17 protein-coding genes, 1 other RNA gene and 1 pseudogene are annotated in these 16,434 nt (G+C 53.9%); 9 read left to right on the top strand and 10 right to left on the bottom strand.

Annotation, left to right across the window (positions count from 1 at the left end; genetic code table 11):
- Positions 1–68: 68 nt before the first annotated feature.
- Positions 69–1,496: a PLP-dependent aminotransferase family protein gene (locus NWP14_RS08770; RefSeq protein WP_375215186.1), complete on the top strand. Its 1,428-nt coding sequence runs from the start codon at positions 69–71 to the stop codon at positions 1,494–1,496.
- Between the two features lie 132 nt (positions 1,497–1,628).
- Here NWP14_RS08770 and NWP14_RS08765 read toward each other — a convergent pair whose 3' ends face one another.
- From NWP14_RS08765 to yeiL, 3 genes are all read right to left on the bottom strand, one after another.
- Entirely contained in the window at positions 1,629–1,844 is a 216-nt protein-coding gene (locus NWP14_RS08765; protein WP_041144338.1) for a hypothetical protein, read from the bottom strand.
- On the bottom strand, positions 1,841–2,098 hold the full coding sequence (locus NWP14_RS08760) for a hypothetical protein (protein ID WP_331834166.1): 258 nt from the start codon (positions 2,096–2,098) through the stop codon (positions 1,841–1,843). Before NWP14_RS08760 ends, NWP14_RS08765 begins: the two co-directional genes overlap by 4 nt.
- A 519-nt stretch (positions 2,099–2,617) precedes the next feature.
- Entirely contained in the window at positions 2,618–3,310 is a 693-nt protein-coding gene (yeiL, locus tag NWP14_RS08755; protein ID WP_375215185.1) for a transcriptional regulator YeiL, read from the bottom strand.
- A 137-nt stretch (positions 3,311–3,447) separates the two neighbouring features.
- Between yeiL and rihB the strand changes: the two genes are divergently transcribed.
- From rihB to NWP14_RS08740, 3 genes are all read left to right on the top strand, one after another.
- A complete protein-coding gene (rihB, locus tag NWP14_RS08750) occupies positions 3,448–4,380 on the top strand; it encodes a ribosylpyrimidine nucleosidase (protein WP_375215184.1) in 933 nt (310 codons plus the stop codon).
- Positions 4,381–4,456: 76 nt separating this feature from the next.
- Positions 4,457–5,707 (top strand): NupC/NupG family nucleoside CNT transporter, encoded by a 1,251-nt coding sequence (locus tag NWP14_RS08745; protein WP_375215183.1) that lies wholly within the window; start codon positions 4,457–4,459, stop codon positions 5,705–5,707.
- 246 nt (positions 5,708–5,953) lie between these two features.
- Positions 5,954–6,526: an HD domain-containing protein gene (locus tag NWP14_RS08740; RefSeq protein WP_331834163.1), complete on the top strand. Its 573-nt coding sequence runs from the start codon at positions 5,954–5,956 to the stop codon at positions 6,524–6,526.
- Positions 6,527–6,685: 159 nt separating this feature from the next.
- On the opposite strand, the pseudogene arsC reads toward NWP14_RS08740, so the two are convergent.
- From arsC to NWP14_RS08720, 4 genes and pseudogenes are all read right to left on the bottom strand, one after another.
- Positions 6,686–7,111: pseudogene (arsC, locus tag NWP14_RS08735) on the bottom strand (arsenate reductase (glutaredoxin)).
- 15 nt (positions 7,112–7,126) lie between these two features.
- The gene (locus NWP14_RS08730; protein WP_375215182.1) at positions 7,127–8,416 is read right to left on the bottom strand and encodes an arsenic transporter; all 1,290 of its coding nucleotides are present in this window, start codon (positions 8,414–8,416) and stop codon (positions 7,127–7,129) included.
- 46 nt (positions 8,417–8,462) lie between these two features.
- Positions 8,463–8,783 carry a metalloregulator ArsR/SmtB family transcription factor gene (locus NWP14_RS08725; protein ID WP_095094439.1) on the bottom strand — a complete coding sequence of 107 codons (321 nt, stop codon included), beginning with the start codon at positions 8,781–8,783 and terminating at the stop codon, positions 8,463–8,465.
- A gap of 185 nt (positions 8,784–8,968) precedes the next feature.
- Positions 8,969–9,877, bottom strand: coding sequence for a LysR family transcriptional regulator (locus NWP14_RS08720; RefSeq protein ID WP_346431989.1), 909 nt, complete (start codon positions 9,875–9,877; stop codon positions 8,969–8,971).
- A 95-nt stretch (positions 9,878–9,972) separates the two neighbouring features.
- On the opposite strand from NWP14_RS08720, the gene NWP14_RS08715 reads away from it, so the two are divergent.
- Complete coding sequence (locus NWP14_RS08715; protein WP_375215181.1) at positions 9,973–10,809, top strand: SDR family NAD(P)-dependent oxidoreductase; 837 nt, start codon at positions 9,973–9,975, stop codon at positions 10,807–10,809.
- 119 nt (positions 10,810–10,928) lie between these two features.
- Positions 10,929–12,176, top strand: a complete 1,248-nt coding sequence (locus tag NWP14_RS08710; protein ID WP_375215180.1) for an MFS transporter — start codon at positions 10,929–10,931, stop codon at positions 12,174–12,176.
- Positions 12,177–12,265: 89 nt separating this feature from the next.
- Here the strand turns inward: NWP14_RS08710 and ffs are convergent.
- An RNA gene (gene ffs / locus NWP14_RS08705) (signal recognition particle sRNA small type) lies at positions 12,266–12,362 on the bottom strand.
- A 283-nt stretch (positions 12,363–12,645) separates the two neighbouring features.
- Here ffs and NWP14_RS08700 point away from each other — a divergent pair.
- Both NWP14_RS08700 and NWP14_RS08695 read left to right on the top strand, forming a co-directional pair.
- Positions 12,646–13,053, top strand: coding sequence for a dTDP-glucose pyrophosphorylase (locus tag NWP14_RS08700; RefSeq protein ID WP_095094435.1), 408 nt, complete (start codon positions 12,646–12,648; stop codon positions 13,051–13,053).
- A 65-nt stretch (positions 13,054–13,118) separates the two neighbouring features.
- Positions 13,119–13,430, top strand: coding sequence for an MGMT family protein (locus NWP14_RS08695; RefSeq protein WP_095094433.1), 312 nt, complete (start codon positions 13,119–13,121; stop codon positions 13,428–13,430).
- A gap of 33 nt (positions 13,431–13,463) precedes the next feature.
- On the opposite strand, the gene NWP14_RS08690 is transcribed toward NWP14_RS08695, so the two are convergent.
- Complete coding sequence (locus NWP14_RS08690; protein ID WP_331834156.1) at positions 13,464–13,988, bottom strand: YbaY family lipoprotein; 525 nt, start codon at positions 13,986–13,988, stop codon at positions 13,464–13,466.
- Between the two features lie 219 nt (positions 13,989–14,207).
- On the opposite strand from NWP14_RS08690, the gene tesB reads away from it, so the two are divergent.
- Complete coding sequence (gene tesB, locus NWP14_RS08685) at positions 14,208–15,071, top strand: acyl-CoA thioesterase II (RefSeq protein WP_095094429.1); 864 nt, start codon at positions 14,208–14,210, stop codon at positions 15,069–15,071.
- Between the two features lie 65 nt (positions 15,072–15,136).
- Here the strand turns inward: tesB and amtB are convergent, their stop codons facing one another.
- On the bottom strand, positions 15,137–16,426 hold the full coding sequence (amtB, locus tag NWP14_RS08680) for an ammonium transporter AmtB (RefSeq protein WP_189339808.1): 1,290 nt from the start codon (positions 16,424–16,426) through the stop codon (positions 15,137–15,139).
- Positions 16,427–16,434: the final 8 nt, after the last annotated feature.

Raw genomic sequence — 16,434 nt, 5'->3', positions numbered from 1 at the left:
GCGGACCTCGCCATCATCAGCAAAAATGGATTGATAATTAATGGCCAGTTTTACAAAAGTGGATCGCTATGACCTCTCGTCGCTTTGGTACGCAATCTTTGGTTCGCCTGCTGGGCAACTGGCAGGAGTCCGCCTCCCGCACGCCGCTCTGGCGTCAGCTGGCTGAAGCCCTGAGGCTATTGATTCTCGATGGCCGCCTGACGCTGGAAACGCGTCTGCCGGGTGAACGCGAGCTGGCGACGGCGCTGAGCGTTAGCCGCACGACCATCGCCAGCGCGCTCGGCCAGCTGCGGGAAGAGGGATATCTTTATAGTCGCCAGGGCAGCGGCTCGCGTATCGCCCTGCCCCAGCGCCAGGCTGGAGTCGCGGAACAGGCCATCAGCGCAACCTCGGTTAATCTGGCCACCGCCGCCCTCAGCGCCGGGCCGGAGATTCATCAGGCCTACCATCATGCGCTGGGCGTGATGCCGCAGCATCTGACCAGCACCGGCTACGATCAGCAGGGATTGCCGGCACTGCGCGAGGCGATAGCCCGCCGCTACTGCGAGCGCGGTTTACCGACCCGGCCTGATGAAGTGATGATTGTAAACGGCGCGCTTAGCGGCCTGGCGCTGGTTTTGCGCTTAATGACCGGGCCCGGCGACCGCGTGGTGGTCGATGCCCCAACCTATCCCATGGCCATCAGCGCTATTCAGGGAGCCTCCTGTAGGCCGGTTGGCGTGGCGCTGCCCTCACAGGGCTGGGACTGCGACGGACTGGCGGCAACCATTGCGCAAACCGCCCCGCGCCTGGCCTGGCTGATGCCGGATTTTCACAATCCCACCGGCCGCTGTATGGATAGCGCGACCCGCCAGAGGGTGGCTGATATTGCAGCCCATACGCGCACCACGCTGGTGGTCGATGAGACAATGGTTGATTTATGGTACAACGCCCCGCCGCCGCCGCCGCTGGCGGCCTTCAACCCCGAGGCGCCGGTTATCACCATCGGCTCTGCCGGCAAAAGCTTCTGGGGCGGGCTGCGCATTGGCTGGATCCGCGCATCGTCCCGAACCATCGCCTCACTCGTCCAGGCTCGCGACTCCCTGGACTTAGGCTCGCCCCTGCTCGAACAGCTGGCCTGCTGCTGGCTGCTGGAAAATGAAAAACAGCTGCTCCCGCCGCGCCGGGCAATGCTGGCCGCTCGCCGGGACATGTGCGGTAAATTGATGGCTGAATATTTTCCCCACTGGCATTTTACGCCGCCGGAAGGAGGGCTCTCTTTTTGGGTTGAGCTACCGGGAATGCTGGCGACAATTCTTTCCGCACGGGCAGAAAGCCGCGGTATTCATATTGGAACCGGGACGCGCTTTGGCCTCGCAGGAGCTTTTGATCGCTATCTGCGGCTACCGTTTACGCTGGAGGATGAGGCATTACGCAGCGCCTTCACGACGCTACAGCCGCTGTGGCATAGTCTCGCACAGCAGAGTGAAAATACGCGGACGCGTAAAATAATATAATAAAATATCGACGGGCTGGGTTCAGCCCGTCAAAAGTCATCATCCATGACCGATATGAGATGTTTTTATAAAATTGCAGTTCATCTTGTCATCGCAATATGTCAGCGTAATGACAAAATTAACCGCATTTCATTAATGCTGGCGCGGAATGGGAAAGCTTTTTAGCGAGATAATAAAACCATCGTCATCTTTTTTTATTTTCGCCCCGGTTTCGCACCAGTCGGAAGCAATGCGAAAGAACTCATCGCTGCCGATATTCCAGTTCAGGCGAACGTGCTTCACATACCCTGAACGTAACATGTCGCAGGCTTCGCTGTAGTTGCTGGCTGTAGAGAGTTGTTGTTTCATTTTCTCTTCTTCAGAATCTTTCTTAACGCTTTGATTTCTTTAGGAGTTAATGGGGTCGCTTCCTCTTCGGTATGCTGGCTGTCAATATCCTCTTCCGAAACCCCCGCCTCGTCTGCTGAATCCGCTATTTGAAAAGCGAGTAGCAGCAGTTTCTCCGTCGCAGTACCCAGATTTTCGTTATTTAATTCCGCATAGTGACGCAGCTTCTCTTTTAATTCTGCATCAATTTTTACGTTCAAAACCACTGTGGTCATAGTCACGCTTCCCGTGCAATAAATTCATCATAATTAATACACGAAGTTAACATGTTGATCCAGACATATATTTACGGCTTGTAATCTGGCAACAAATTCCCACTACTAATCTGCCAGTTATTTATGACGAATGTATGACGGATATATTTCAGTATTATTTCAAAATTATGACAGCTACTTTTTTTGTCGGGCTCAGAGTGTTTTCGGCCCGAGGATTTGCACTTTTTGATTCTGGCCTCAGGTCCCGTATCGGAGATACGAACCGCGCGACCGGCTTACAAACCCAGGACGGTCATGATCGGGCAAATCACCGCACGCATGACCAAGGTTGCCTGCCAGTTGCCGCCATATTGATGAAGTCCGCCCATCAGCGAAGGCGGCCAGGAAGTAGCCAATAGATTGAGTCATTCCAGGTAATGCCGCCGTCTGCTGAGAGAGATATTGTCAGCTTAATAAATGACCGATGAGGGCTGACTGTATCTGTTTAACCTGGCAACGCCGAACGCGGCGGCAGCCTGATTAATTGCCGGCTATTGTGGTATTAGGCTCCATTTCCCGTGCCAGCGCCGTTAGCGCTTCTTTATTATTAATCGCGTAGCCGAAATTAAGTTTTATCAATATTCCTTGCGCGTTCAATTGCGCAATAACATATAGCAGGTGGCGATAGGTTACGCCAAGATACTCTGCTACCTGAGTATATTTTTCTTTATACAGCGCATCATGCTCGGTCAGCAAAATAAAAGCCGCCAGGCGATTTATCAACGGATAAGCCTGATTACGCGTTGAGGTGACAATATTGCGAAAATTCTTTTCAACCAGGCCGAGACAAACGTTGCGCAGAAATAATGTATCGTTGAGCAATGCCGTCCGTAAGGTTTTTACTGGCAATGCCAGACACCAGCACTCTTCAATAGCTTGCACCCCGCGAGATTGATGCTGGTCATCTAATACTTCTATTTCACCAATAAAACAAGGGGCGCTGAAAAAATCGACTAAGGATATTCGACCATTGGCTAATGTGACATAAAGTTTGGTGCGTCCGCGAGCCAGATAAAAAAGAAAGGTAGGTAAAGTACCTTCCCGCACAATGTAGTCTCCGGCCTGAGCATGGAATAAATGTGCGTTGCGGATCACATCCATTGAAAATTTATCAACATAGCCAGACTCCTTTATTAGTTGATTTTTAAAGGATTCACTTTGTACTTCTTTCATCACCCGCTCGCCCCTATGAGATTTCTCATGCCCGGTGTAGTTTGCCGCTGATAAGGTGAAAACGTCAACCCTACTGCACCTGATTATTTTTTTGAAATTATATCCAGGTGTTCCAAAATAAAAGATAAGGAATAAAAATGGCAACGCGCAAAATAATCCTGGACTGCGACCCGGGTCATGATGACGCCATCGCAATTATGCTGGCAGCAAAACATCCTGCAATTGAATTACTGGGCATCAGCATCGTTGCGGGAAACCAAACCCTCGATAAAACCTTGATCAACGGCCTGAACGTTTGTCAAACGCTGAATATTGACACCCCGGTATATGCCGGGATGCCGCAGCCGATTATGCGCAAGCAAATTGTCGCCGATAATATTCATGGAGAAACCGGTCTGGATGGCCCTGTTTTCGGCCCACTTACCCGCAAAGCAGAAAAAAAGCACGCCGTTAACTTTATTATTGATACATTAATGGATAGCACAGGAGATATTACTCTGGTCCCGGTGGGGCCGTTAACTAATATCGCGGTAGCGATGCGGATGCAACCAACTATTATTCCTAAAATTCGTGAAATCGTGCTGATGGGCGGCGCTTATGGTACCGGCAACTTCACCCCTTCCGCCGAGTTTAATATTTTCGCCGACCCTGAGGCCGCCCGCGTGGTCTTTACCTCTGGCGTTCCTCTGGTGATGATGGGGCTCGATTTGACCCACCAAACGGTTTGTACTCCAGACATCATATCGCGCATGGAAAATGCCGGAGGGCCGGCCGGTAAGTTATTCAGCGACATGATGAATTTCACACTGAAGACACAATACGACAACTATGGCCTGGAAGGCGGCCCGGTGCATGATGCCACCTGCGTCGCTTATCTCATCAATCCTGATGCTTTCAAAGTGCAGGAGATGTATGTCGAGATCGACGTCAACAGCGGGCCATGCTATGGCCGCACGGTCTGTGACGAACTGGGTGTACTCGGCAAAAGCGCAAATACCAAGGTTGGCATAACGTTGGATACCGCGTGGTTCTGGGACCTGGTAGAAGAATGCGTACGTAAATACCACTAAATAAACCACCATGGGCAGAATGCAGTCGCCCATACCGCTATGACACATCCCAAAGATGACATGAAGAGAGATCATTATGGATATACTGAGAAGCGTTCCTGGTATGGTGGTACTGCTGGCGATTGCATTTTTGCTATCAGTAAATAAAAAAAGTATTAGCCTACGCACCACCGGCGCGGCACTTTTAATACAGATTGTTATTGGCGGCACTATGCTGTACCTACCGCCGGGAAAATGGCTGGCAGAGAAAGCGGCAAACGGAATTCATCATGTATTATCCTATAGCGATGCCGGTAGCGCCTTTATCTTTGGCGCCCTGGCCGGCCCGCAGATGGATAAAGTATTTGACGGTGCAGGCTTTGTTTTTGCATTCCGCGTACTCCCGGCAATTATATTCATAACTGCCCTGGTAAGTATCCTGTATTACATAGGCGTCATGGGATTTTTAATTCGGATATTAGGCGGGTTATTTCAGAAGGCGCTGAAGATTAGTAAGATCGAATCTTTTGTCGCGGTGACGACAATATTCCTTGGGCAGAATGAAATCCCGGCTATCGTCAAACCTTTCATTAATCGTCTCAACCGTAATGAACTCTTTACCGCAATTTGCAGCGGCATGGCGTCGATTGCTGGCTCAACGATGGTGGGATACGCAGGGCTGGGCGTGCCGATCGAGTATCTACTGGCCGCCTCACTGATGGCCATTCCCGGCGGTATTCTGTTTGCTCGTTTACTTAGCCCCGCGACGGAAGAGTCTAAAGTGGATTTTGATAATCTGTCATTCAATGAAACGCCCGCTCGTAGCTTGATAGAAGCAGCGGCATCCGGAGCAATCATTGGTCTCAAAATCGCCGCCGGACTGGCAACAGTGGTGATGGCATTCGTTGGTATCATAGCGTTGATCAATGGGATTCTGGCCGGCGTCGGCGGCTGGTTTGGCTATGGTGATGCAAGCCTACAGTCTATTTTGGGCGTGGTGATGGCGCCGCTGGCGTGGCTGATGGGCGTTGACTGGGGTGATGCCGCGCTAGCAGGTAGCCTGATCGGCCAGAAGCTGGTGGTGAATGAGTTTGTTGCCTATCTTAGCTTCTCACCCTATCTGCATGATGCCGGCCTGCTGGATAGTAAAACTATCGCCATTGTTTCATTCGCGCTGTGCGGATTCGCCAATTTTGGCTCCATCGGCGTGGTGGTGGGCGCTTTCTCCGCCGTTGCGCCGGAGCGCACCTCGGAAATAGCGCGTTTGGGCATGCGGGCCCTGCTCGCAGCGACGCTATCGAATCTGATGAGCGCGACTATCGCCGGTTTCTTTATCGGTATTGGCTAAGCGTTACGCCTCTGCGAGGCCGGTAGTTCCAGGGCGTCATCAGCCCGCAACCGTTTTCAGACTCGGGTGTTCGCCAGTCCGCCTCCTGAGCCTGCAGGGGCGGACTGGCGCCCTTGCGCATTGACGTATACCGCCGGAGCCAATGCTGAAGTCACTATACCCAGAGGCTGAGGACTAAGCGTCACTCCAGGCAGTAGAAATAGTGACCGTATTCCACTATATGATTTTCAGATGAAGGAAAATGCAATGACGGCGTTGGAAAAACAATTAACCTTTCTGCGAGAAATTGACAAACTTAAAACGGTCATACGGCAATCACCGCTGCTTGATACAAGCCGCAAAGAAAACTCTGCCGAGCACTCCTGGCATCTGGCGATGTACGCCTTAATATTGAGCGAATATGCCGATGGAGCCGTTAATCCCTGTCGCGTGATAAAAATGCTCTTGCTGCATGACATTGTCGAAATAGATGTTGGAGATCATCCAATTCATAGTTCTTATTCAGGCGAACTGTATCAAGAGGAGTCCGCAGCGGCGATGCGGCTGTTTGGTTTATTGCCGCAGCTACAATGCACTGAGTTCCTTAATTTGTGGCAAGAGTTTGAGCAGGCAGAAACCGCAGATGCTCAATTTGCCAAGGCCCTCGATCGCTTTCAGCCACTGCTTGTTAATATATTTACTGACGGGGGAACCTGGAAAGAAAACGGCGTAGCGCTTGAACAGGTATTATCTCGTTATGGGCCGACGATAAAAAGAGGCTCATCCGGGCTATGGGGAATATGCGAGAATTTGATCATGAAGCATTTTGCTAATATTTGACGACCATGACGCGGGCAGAGCGTAGATACATATTGCCCCAATGCAGCGGGTGACTTCGGGCTACCGCGCAAAATACAAATCAGCCCACATCATCCGCTCAGAACCTCACGCCCAGGGGCGCGGACAACACGGATGATGCGGGATAGCCTACGGTTAAACTTAAATCAGTCGCTTGCCATCCTTATCAACGACTTTTTCCCCGTCTTCCTTAATGAACTCTCCCTGCTAGGGCGCGGGCAGAATCTCCAGCACCACCTCTGACGGGCGACACAGACGCGTTCCCAGTGGTGTAACGACGATCGGGCGATTGATCAAAACCGGATGACTTAGCATGGCTGCAATCAGTTCTTCATCGCTGAAGCGGTCTTCAGCTAACCCAAGCTGGTCGTATGGTTCAACATTTGTCCGCAATAATGCGCGAACACCGATCCCCATTGCGCCGATCAGCGCCTTAAGTTTCGCCCTGGTCGGTGGCGTTTCCAGATAGAGAATCACGGTTGGTTCAACACCGCTATTTTGAATCAAAGCCAGCGTATTACGGGATGTTCCACATGCGGGATTGTGATAAATGATTATATCAGTCACGGTTCTTCTCCTATCTTACAGGGAAAGCGACAGGCGCAGAGCCAGCGCGCTAAGGGTGACCAATAACACAGGCAGCGTCATAACCACGCCCACCCGGAAATAGTACCCCCAACTTATTTTAATGCTTTTCTGATCAAGTACATGTAACCAAAGCAAGGTTGCGAGACTGCCTATTGGTGTGATTTTCGGCCCCAGATCGCAGCCAATCACATTGGCATAGATCATCGCTTCCTTGATAACCCCTGATGCCGTACTTCCATCTATCGATAAAGCGCCAATCAGGACAGTGGGCATGTTGTTCATGACCGATGACAAGAACGCAGATAAGAAGCCGGTTCCCAGCGTAGCTGCCCAGATGCCCCGTTCCGCAAACTGATTGAGAACAGCGGAAAGGTATTCGGTGAGTCCTGCGTTACGCAGACCATAAACAACCAGGTACATTCCAAGAGAGAAAATAACTATCTGCCAGGGCGCCCCACGCAACACTTTGCCCGTATTGATGGAATGCCCGCGTTTAGCAACAAGGAAGAGTATTAACGCCCCAGCTGCGGCAATAGCGCTTACCGGGATTCCAGCAGGCTCCAGCACAAAAAAGCCGGCTAAAAGAAGCAATAACACTATCCAACCCGTTCTGAACGTCGCCAGGTCTTTAATAGCCTCTGCAGGTGCTTTCAATCGCGATAGCTCGTAAACGGCGGGAATGTCTTTACGGAAGAACAGATGAAGCACAGCAAGCGTGGCAGCAATAGCGGCAAGATCCACCGGTACCATCACGGAAGCGTAATCACTGAACCCCAGCTGGAAGAAGTCAGCGGAAACAATGTTCACAAGATTAGAGACGATCAGCGGTAAACTTGCCGTATCCGCGATAAACCCGGCGGCCATAACAAAAGCCAGCGTTGTTCCTTTGCTGAAACCCAGCGCCAGCAGCATAGCAATAACGATCGGCGTAAGAATCAGCGCCGCGCCATCATTAGCGAAAAGTGCAGCAACGGCAGCCCCCAACAAAACGATGTAGGTAAACAGAATCCGTCCGCGTCCATTCCCCCAGCGGGCAACATGCAGAGCACACCATTCAAAAAAACCCGATTCATCAAGCAGTAAGCTGATGATGATGACCGCGATAAAGGCCCCGGTAGCATTCCAGACAATGTGCCATACAGCCGGAATGTCGTTGACTTGTATAACCCCCGTAACTAAAGCCAGTGCCGCTCCAGTAGAAGCCATCCAGCCAATACTGAGGCCACGAGGCTGCCAAATCACAAAGATAATGGTGAGTACGAAGATTGCTCCTGCCAATAACACGTCAAACCCCTTAAACACATTCTATTTAGTGAATATGTATTTATTATCATCCGCAGATCGCGGCATTGACGCTATTTAAAGACTCCCGCACTTCATCGCGTTGACTACTCCAGGCAGTTTCGATGATGGAAGCCACCCAGGCAGGCATGTGCGGGGAAAGTCGATAATAAATCCATTTTCCTTCACGCCGATCCAGCACCAATCCGGCCTCTCTCAGCAAGGCTATATGCCGGGAAACTTTGGGTTGAGATTGATTAGTGACCGAGCAAAGCTCGCATACGCACAGCTCCCCCGCCTCTCGCAGCAGTAGAATAATCGTCGTGCGCGTCTCGTCTGCGAGTAGCTTGAAAAGTTGAACAGGTCGCATCCGTAAGCAGCTCCAGTGGAAAATTAACACATATGTTATTCCATATATATTAAAAGTAAAGCCTGGTGTTGCAGACTCGGAGTAACAATGCGACCGGTTCAGCCACTGCTTGCAGGACTGCGCAAAAATGGTAGGGCCGATTCCAGCCGATGGTGACATTCACGGGTCAGAGCAGTTTATAATTTCTAATCGACAAGGCGATCAACGAAGTCAAGCAGTACACGGGTTTTAGAGGGGACATATCGGCGCGAAGGGTAGTATGCGTAGAGAGGGAACCGATGATCTGACCACTCAGGGAAAACCTGTACCAGCTGATTTGCGGCCACGTAATCTTCAATACCCAGCTCAAAAAGCTGCGCTATACCCAGTCCGGCAAGACAAGAGCTGTATACAGTCCCCGGATCGTTGACTGTCAGCATACCCTGCGGCTCAACAAGTAGTTTCTTACGACGCTGATGAAACTCCCATGGAAACGGTTTTCCTGTGACGGGCTCCCTGAACAGAATACATTTGTGCGGTGGAGACTCCAGCTCTCGGGGATCCGTCGGATGGCCGAATCGCTGCAAATAGTCCGGTGATGCCATAGCCAACACTCTGGTATCAAATAACTTTCTGGCTACCAGCGATGAGGATTGAGGATGGCCAAAGCGCAGAGCAAGATCAAAACCGTCCGCAACCAGGTCACCTGGCTCATCCTTGCTTCGCAATTCAATTTCTAATTCCGGATAACGGTCCATGAAGGCCCCAAGACGAGGGGCCAGAATGAATCTTGCGAACAGGGGATCGACATTGACTCGCAATTTTCCGCGGACACGTTCAGCGTCCCCTGCTGCGCTGCTGGTCGCTTCTGCCAGAGCGCCTATAAGTGGCATGACTTCCTCATAGAAGCGCCGTCCTTCATCCGTCAGACGTACCTGTCGTGTCGTGCGCTCGAAGAGGCGAATGCCCAATCTGGCCTCAAGGCGCGCGATGGCTCTGCTGACGCCGGACTGTGACATATCCACAATCTCTGCCGCTTTTCCAAAACTGCGCGTGTCGACTATCGCAGCCATGACGTCCAGACCTTCCAGAAGCTGCTTGCTGAATGCGCTCATTTATGACTCCGACACATAAATATTGTGATTCCCATGCTATCGCATTTCAAAGCTCGGCGGGACAGAATTGCACCAACGCGAAAGAGCGTTGCTCCATGAACGAAGCGCTTTCTTTAAATGCCGGGGCGATTGACCGGCACAAACAGGATAACCAGATGGCAAGAATCTTCATCACCGGATCGTCTGATGGCCTGGGCCAAATGGCGGCGAAACTGCTCGTAGCCCAGGGTCACCAGGTCGTTCTGCATGCCCGTAATAAAGCACGCGCAGAATATGCCCTTGCACAGCTCCCGGGAGCCCGGTCGGTACCAGATGCCGATCTTTCGAGTATTGAGGAAACGAAGGCTCTGGCATATCGCATTAATGATATGAGGCACTTCGACGCCGTGATTCATAACGCGGCAGCGGGCTTTCAGGAGCCTGGGCGCATCGCAACCGTCGACGGTCTGCCCCATGTATTTGCTGTGAACTCACTTGCACCTTACATCCTGACGGCGCTGCTCAACGTGCCCAAAAGGCTTATCTATATCAGCTCAAGACTGCACCTGGATGGCGATCCGTCCCTGACAGACCTTGCGTGGGAGACACGCCTCTGGAACGGAATGCAAGCCTGTTCTGACCCTAAGCTACATGTTGTGCTGCTCGCGTTTACCGCTGCCCGTCGCTGGTCCGAAGTCTTATCTAACTGCGTCGAACCCGGCTGGGTTGTAACGAAGATGGGCGGAGCAAATGCCCCTGACGACCTCGATCTTGCCTGTCGTACTCAGGCCTGGCCCGCTGCCGGTGCCTCTCCCGCGCGTCGCGTAGCGGGCGACGACGTCTATCACCGGACATCGGCAGAAGCTATGCGTGCGGCATTCGAGCCTACGCTTCAGGATAGCTTCATGAAGAGATGCGCCCGGTTTAGCGGAGTTGCGTTTCCCGCCCACTAATCACGTCCAGGTTATATCCAACCCCGCGGTCGAGTTGCCCGGGGAAGGTAGCGCTATGCCTGAAAAAAGCCGCAGCGACGCCAGACCTATTTAATTGATCGTTTTAATGGAGAACATTCATGCACTCTCATGGTACTGAATCTAAAGTCGATTCATCATCGCAGACGCACCACGCCGCTCATCATCGAGGTAGCAATATTTCTCAAGCGCGAGCGGTTGCCGCCATACTCGCATTGAGCATGGGCTGCTTTACCTTTGTCAGCACCGAACTCATGCCTGTCGGCGTATTGCCGGCAATGGCTGAGGGTTTGCATGTATCGCTCGGAGCAGCGGGCTATCTTGTGACGATATTTGCCTTCATGGTGGCCCTCACGGCCGCGCCGCTCACCAGCATATTGGCTGGATTCAACCGTAAAGCGCTAATGGCCGGTTTGCTGGCCGCGTGCTGCGTCGGCAACCTGGTCACCTTTCTGGCGCCGGGCTACTTTGTCGTCTTTCTGGGGCGTATTCTTATCGCAGCCGCGATTGGGGTATTTTGGTCTACCGCTGTTGTCACGGCGGTACATATGGTTTCTTCTCGTCATGCAGTGAGGGCCACTGCCATCGTTTTTGGCGGCGTCTCTCTGGCAGCAGTGCTCGGGGTTCCTGCCGGGACGATGTTGGGCGATCTGTATAACTGGCGCGCAGTGTTCGCCGCGCTCTCCGCGCTGAGCCTGTTAGTTTTCACGCTTATTGTCTGGTCGGTGCCCGCCGTTCGCATTTCCAAAGCCGCCAGGCGTGGTGCAATGTCGTCCGTGCTGAAAAACGGGCCGCTGCTTGCCGTATTCGGCATCACTGCCCTGGTCGTGACCGGCAATTTCCTGGCATATACCTATATCTCGCCCTACCTGGAGCAGATTGCAGGACAAAGCCCTGCGCAGATCGGCATGCTGCTTCTCATCTACGGCGCTGCTGGCGTGGTCACCAACTTTGCCATCGGTCCCTTTGCCTCCAGCGCCCCGCGTACAAGCCTTGGCCTGGTCACGGCCCTCTTCATGCTGAGTCTGGCATGTCTGAATTCGGCTGCAGCCAGCACGGCCGCATTGTTTATTGCATTGGCGGCATGGGGAGCCGCATATGGGGCACTGCCCGTTCTGCTGCAAACGCTGGTGTTCCGGGAAGCGTCCCGGATTCCGGGAGCCGCTGACGCCGCGACCTCCATCAATGTCTCGGTATTCAATGCAGCGATCGGTCTCGGCTCTTTGCTTGGCGGAATGTTGATTAACCTGGCCGGTCCGCATCCCATTCCCTATCTGTCGGCGTGCTTTGGCCTGGCAGGATTAGGGGCCATTTTTATCAGCCGTGAAGGTAAGTCACGCCAGCATTAAGTTAATCGCATCGAGCGAAGAAAAGAGGATTAATATCAACGTACCGGGGGGAAGTGCGAGGGGAAAACGCTAGCAGAATTGGGTGGGGGCCCTGCCAGCTACATCCCGGCACACACGTCGTCTGCTCTGGCTGCTTCCTTCCGGATCTGACCTGGTAAACAGAGTAGCGTTGCGGGAGAACCAACAGAGCCCCCATTGAGAGCGTTGTTAACCAACGCGCCGGCGCATTATCCCCACTGCGGCGCTGAATTGCAAGCTGACGTCGCTCGGATGCTGGTTTATTGCGCAAAGCCGCCAATAAGCTGGCTAAAAGCCGCCGCCGCGCGGGCTGTTAATTTTCGAAACCATCCTTCCGGGACAATACGAGGGATTGCGAGCGCCGTCGCGGCAGGATGCTTCATGCTCATCCATACTTTATCAGATACCGAAGCCCTCTTTTTAATCAACATCTTATCTGTATGGGGAATCCATGAGTGAATCACCGCGTTTGACGTCAACTCTGGCGATGCCGGCGATTGACGGCGTGACCGTATCCTTCAAGGGTTTGCACTACCTGCGCCCGGAGCTGGTGCTGGATTTTGTCACCATCAGCAGCGGCACGATGCTGGCAGTAACGCCGGTGGCGGTGCTCTACTCCACCGTAGGCGTGCTGCAGAGCGTCGAGTTACGCAAACTGCCCATCGCGGTTTGTGGGCGCATAGTTTATCCCATCACCTCGCAGAAGCTCCCCGCCCTGCGCGCAAAGCTGATTATCAACGCCCGGTCCCGTCGGCTGAAATTTCTCGAAAGCCTGATGGCTATCACCCCGCATGACAACATACACGGGATGCAGACGCTTGGCCTGGCGCTGGAGTTTACCCTCGCGCACCCCGCCTAAGCGGCGGGCTGTACAGCCTGTTATCCAGCGCTTATCCTGAACCTTTCCCGGTAACAGGACGCCTCATGGAACCTCAAGACACATTTCCTCAGCGGGTATGGCAGATTATCGCTTCGATACCGGAAGGCTACGTCGCCACCTACGGCGACGTCGCGCTGCTGGCAGGCTCGCCGCGCGCGGCCCGCCAGGTTGGCGGCGTGCTCAAGCGTCTGCCGGAGGGCTCAGCTCTGCCGTGGCATCGGGTGGTGAATCGGCACGGCGATATTTCCCTGACCGGGCCGGACCTGCAGCGTCAGCGCCAGGCGCTGCTGGCAGAGGGGGTACAGGTCTCCGGCAGCGGGCATATAGACCTGCAGCACTATCGATGGATTTATTAAAAAAAATGCCCCTGAACAGGGGCATATGAGGTCTTATTGCGCGACGGCCGGGGTATCCGCTGCGCCATCGTTGGCGACAGGCACCGCCGTTTGCTGTACCGGTACCAGCAGCAGATCGGCACGATTCCCGCCGCCGTTGATCACCGTCTGGACGGTATCGGTGATAAACATCAGCTGACCATTTACCGTAATTGCCGAGCTTAGCAGGATGCGCGCGTTAGGCTTAATGTCCGCCTGGCTGTACGGCAGAACAAAGTTATACGGCGGCTGCTTACCTTCGGTACGTACGGCTTTCTGCGCCAGCACGCGGGACGGCGCGTCGGCCAGTGAAGCATCAGACAAGGTCACGGTCAGTACCGCATCCGGCGGTAAGGCAACTTTCTGCCGGATAGAGATAGTCCCGGAAACGTTAGGCTGTTGCTGCGAGGACGTCAGAGACGCGATGCCGTAAGGATCGGCGGCAGCCGCGTTATTGTTCGCACTGTTGCTGTGATTATTGGCACAGGCGGTCAATGCGGAGGCAACGGCTAAAGCACTTAACATATAGGCAAATTTCATGTTGTTCTCCTTCTCATCCCTATATACACATGAGCATGTCCTACCGACTGGATGGCATGAACATTTGTATCGTGCATAAGTGTGGCACAGATCTCAGATCTCTTCCTGCAAACGAACCGTTATTCAGATTATTACACCCATCGGACCACTTGCGATTCCAGGTTATACTTTGCCTCAATACGCGCCGCGAGAAGCGGTTATCACCGATTGAGGGGAAATATGAGTCAGGCACTAACCAATCTGCTGGCATTGTTAAATCTGGAAAAAATTGAAGAAGGGCTGTTCCGCGGGCAGAGCGAAGATCTGGGGCTACGTCAGGTTTTTGGCGGCCAGGTCGTCGGCCAGGCGCTGTACGCGGCGAAAGAAACCGTGCCTGCCGAGCGTCTGATCCACTCGTTCCATAGCTACTTCCTGCGCCCTGGCGATAGCCAAAAGCCGATAATTTATGACGTCGAAGTCCTGCGCGATGGCAACAGCTTCAGCGCGCGCCGGGTGGCCGCGATTCAAAACGGCAAGCCGATTTTCTATATGACCGCCTCTTTCCAGGCCCCGGAACCGGGCTACGAGCATCAAAAAACGATGCCGGTGGCCCCGTCGCCGGACTCTCTGCCTTCAGAGACCGATATTGCCCGTAAGCTGGCGCATCTGCTGCCGCCGCAGGTCAAAGATAAGTTCCTCTGCGATAAGCCGCTGGAGATCCGCCCGGTTGAATTCCATAACCCGCTAAAAGGCCATGCGGCAGAACCGACCCGCCAGGTATGGATCCGCGCCAACGGCGCCGTCCCGGAAGACATCCGCATCCATCAATATCTGCTGGGCTACGCCTCGGACTTTAACTTCCTGCCGGTCGCGCTGCAGCCGCACGGCGTGGGCTTCCTTGAGCCCGGCATGCAGGTTGCCACAATCGATCACTCGATGTGGTTCCATCGCCCGTTCAACATTAATGAGTGGCTGCTGTACAGCGTTGAGAGCACCTCAGCCTCCAGCGCCAGGGGATTTGTGCGCGGCGAGTTCTACACCCAGGACGGCATCCTGGTGGCGTCGACGGTGCAGGAAGGCGTGATGCGCAACCGGAATGCGTAGGACGTAACGACATAAAAAAAGCCTCCCGCGGGAGGCTTTGCTGCTACTGGAGATAACACAAAGATTCAGGCATTGTAGGCGTTTTCGCCGTGGCTGTTGACGTCCAGGCCTTCGCGCTCCTGCTCTTCCGGTACGCGCAGACCTACGGTCATATCGGCAACTTTATAGCCAATGTAGGCGACGATGCCCGACCAGACGATGGTGATGGCAATACTTTCCAGCTGTACCAGCAGCTGATGCCCCATAGTGACGCCTTCTGCGTAACCGACGCCGCCCAGAGAAGTCGCGGCAAAGATACCGGTCAGGATACAGCCCACAATCCCGCAGACGCCGTGCACGCCGAACACATCGCACGGGTCGTCAACGCGCAGCCAGCGTTTCAGCACCGTTACGCCCCACAGACCCGCCAGACCGGCAGCAATACCCACAATCAGTGAACCGCCCACGCCGATATAACCACATGCCGGCGTAATACCAACCAGGCCGGCAATCGCCCCGGAGCATGCGCCCAGCAGGGACGGCTTACCGCGGGTAACCCATTCGCCGAAGGTCCAGGCCAGAATCGCAGCGGCGGTCGCCACAACGGTATTCACAAACGCCAGGGCCGCAATTTCGTTCGCCGCGCTGGCAGAGCCAGCGTTGAAGCCAAACCAGCCGACATACAGAATCGCGGTGCCGGTGAAGACCATCGGCAGGTTATGCGGTTTGAACGCCTCTTTGCCAAAGCCTACGCGTTTGCCCATCATGTAGGCACCCACCAGCCCGGCAACCGCGGCGTTGATATGCACAACGGTACCGCCGGCAAAATCCAGCGCGCCGTGCGTCGCCAGCAGACCGCCGCCCCAGACCATATGGGCAATCGGTACATAGGAGAGCGTCATCCACACCACCACAAAGATCAGCACCGCGGAGAAGCGAATACGCTCCGCCAGCGCGCCGACGATAAGGCCGACGGTGATACAGGCGAAGGAGCCCTGGAAGGCGACGTGAATGTACTGATAGAAGGAGCCCATCAGCGCTTTCAGCTCAATATTTTTCAACAGTATCCAGTCGAAGCTGCCGAAGAAGCTGCCGCCGGTGCCGAACGCCAGCGAGTAGCCGTAGAGCACCCACAGAACGCACACCAGCGCAAAGGTGACAATCACCTGAGTCAGCATCGAAAGCACGTTTTTGCCGCGAATCAGGCCGCCGTAGAACAGTGCGATGCCCGGAATAGTCATAAACAGCACCAGCGCGGTGCAGATCATCATAAAGGCGTTGTCGGCTTTATCTGCCACCGCCGGTGCGGCCATGGCTAATCCCGGGAGAAGCGCCAGCGCACCCAGACCTGTTTTCATTGTTGTTGCTATTTTCATCTTCTCAA

It is taken from the genome of Klebsiella sp. C349492, assembly GCF_042055345.1.
Taxonomy (GTDB): Bacteria; Pseudomonadota; Gammaproteobacteria; order Enterobacterales; family Enterobacteriaceae; genus Klebsiella; species Klebsiella scottii.
This window is presented reverse-complemented; position numbering and strand designations above follow the sequence as displayed.

Excerpts from the sequence above, each read along its gene's own strand:
- NWP14_RS08770 (WP_375215186.1), top strand. The coding sequence starts at position 69 with ATGACCTCTCGTCGCTTTGGTACGCAATCTTTGGTTCGCCTGCTGGGC.
- NWP14_RS08765 (WP_041144338.1), bottom strand. The coding sequence starts at position 1,844 with ATGAAACAACAACTCTCTACAGCCAGCAACTACAGCGAAGCCTGCGAC.
- NWP14_RS08760 (WP_331834166.1), bottom strand. The coding sequence starts at position 2,098 with ATGACCACAGTGGTTTTGAACGTAAAAATTGATGCAGAATTAAAAGAG.
- yeiL (WP_375215185.1), bottom strand. The coding sequence starts at position 3,310 with ATGAAAGAAGTACAAAGTGAATCCTTTAAAAATCAACTAATAAAGGAG.
- rihB (WP_375215184.1), top strand. The coding sequence starts at position 3,448 with ATGGCAACGCGCAAAATAATCCTGGACTGCGACCCGGGTCATGATGAC.
- NWP14_RS08745 (WP_375215183.1), top strand. The coding sequence starts at position 4,457 with ATGGATATACTGAGAAGCGTTCCTGGTATGGTGGTACTGCTGGCGATT.
- NWP14_RS08740 (WP_331834163.1), top strand. The coding sequence starts at position 5,954 with ATGACGGCGTTGGAAAAACAATTAACCTTTCTGCGAGAAATTGACAAA.
- NWP14_RS08725 (WP_095094439.1), bottom strand. The coding sequence starts at position 8,783 with ATGCGACCTGTTCAACTTTTCAAGCTACTCGCAGACGAGACGCGCACG.
- NWP14_RS08720 (WP_346431989.1), bottom strand. The coding sequence starts at position 9,877 with ATGAGCGCATTCAGCAAGCAGCTTCTGGAAGGTCTGGACGTCATGGCT.
- NWP14_RS08715 (WP_375215181.1), top strand. The coding sequence starts at position 9,973 with ATGAACGAAGCGCTTTCTTTAAATGCCGGGGCGATTGACCGGCACAAA.
- NWP14_RS08710 (WP_375215180.1), top strand. The coding sequence starts at position 10,929 with ATGCACTCTCATGGTACTGAATCTAAAGTCGATTCATCATCGCAGACG.
- NWP14_RS08700 (WP_095094435.1), top strand. The coding sequence starts at position 12,646 with ATGAGTGAATCACCGCGTTTGACGTCAACTCTGGCGATGCCGGCGATT.
- NWP14_RS08695 (WP_095094433.1), top strand. The coding sequence starts at position 13,119 with ATGGAACCTCAAGACACATTTCCTCAGCGGGTATGGCAGATTATCGCT.
- NWP14_RS08690 (WP_331834156.1), bottom strand. The coding sequence starts at position 13,988 with ATGAAATTTGCCTATATGTTAAGTGCTTTAGCCGTTGCCTCCGCATTG.
- tesB (WP_095094429.1), top strand. The coding sequence starts at position 14,208 with ATGAGTCAGGCACTAACCAATCTGCTGGCATTGTTAAATCTGGAAAAA.
- amtB (WP_189339808.1), bottom strand. The coding sequence starts at position 16,426 with ATGAAAATAGCAACAACAATGAAAACAGGTCTGGGTGCGCTGGCGCTT.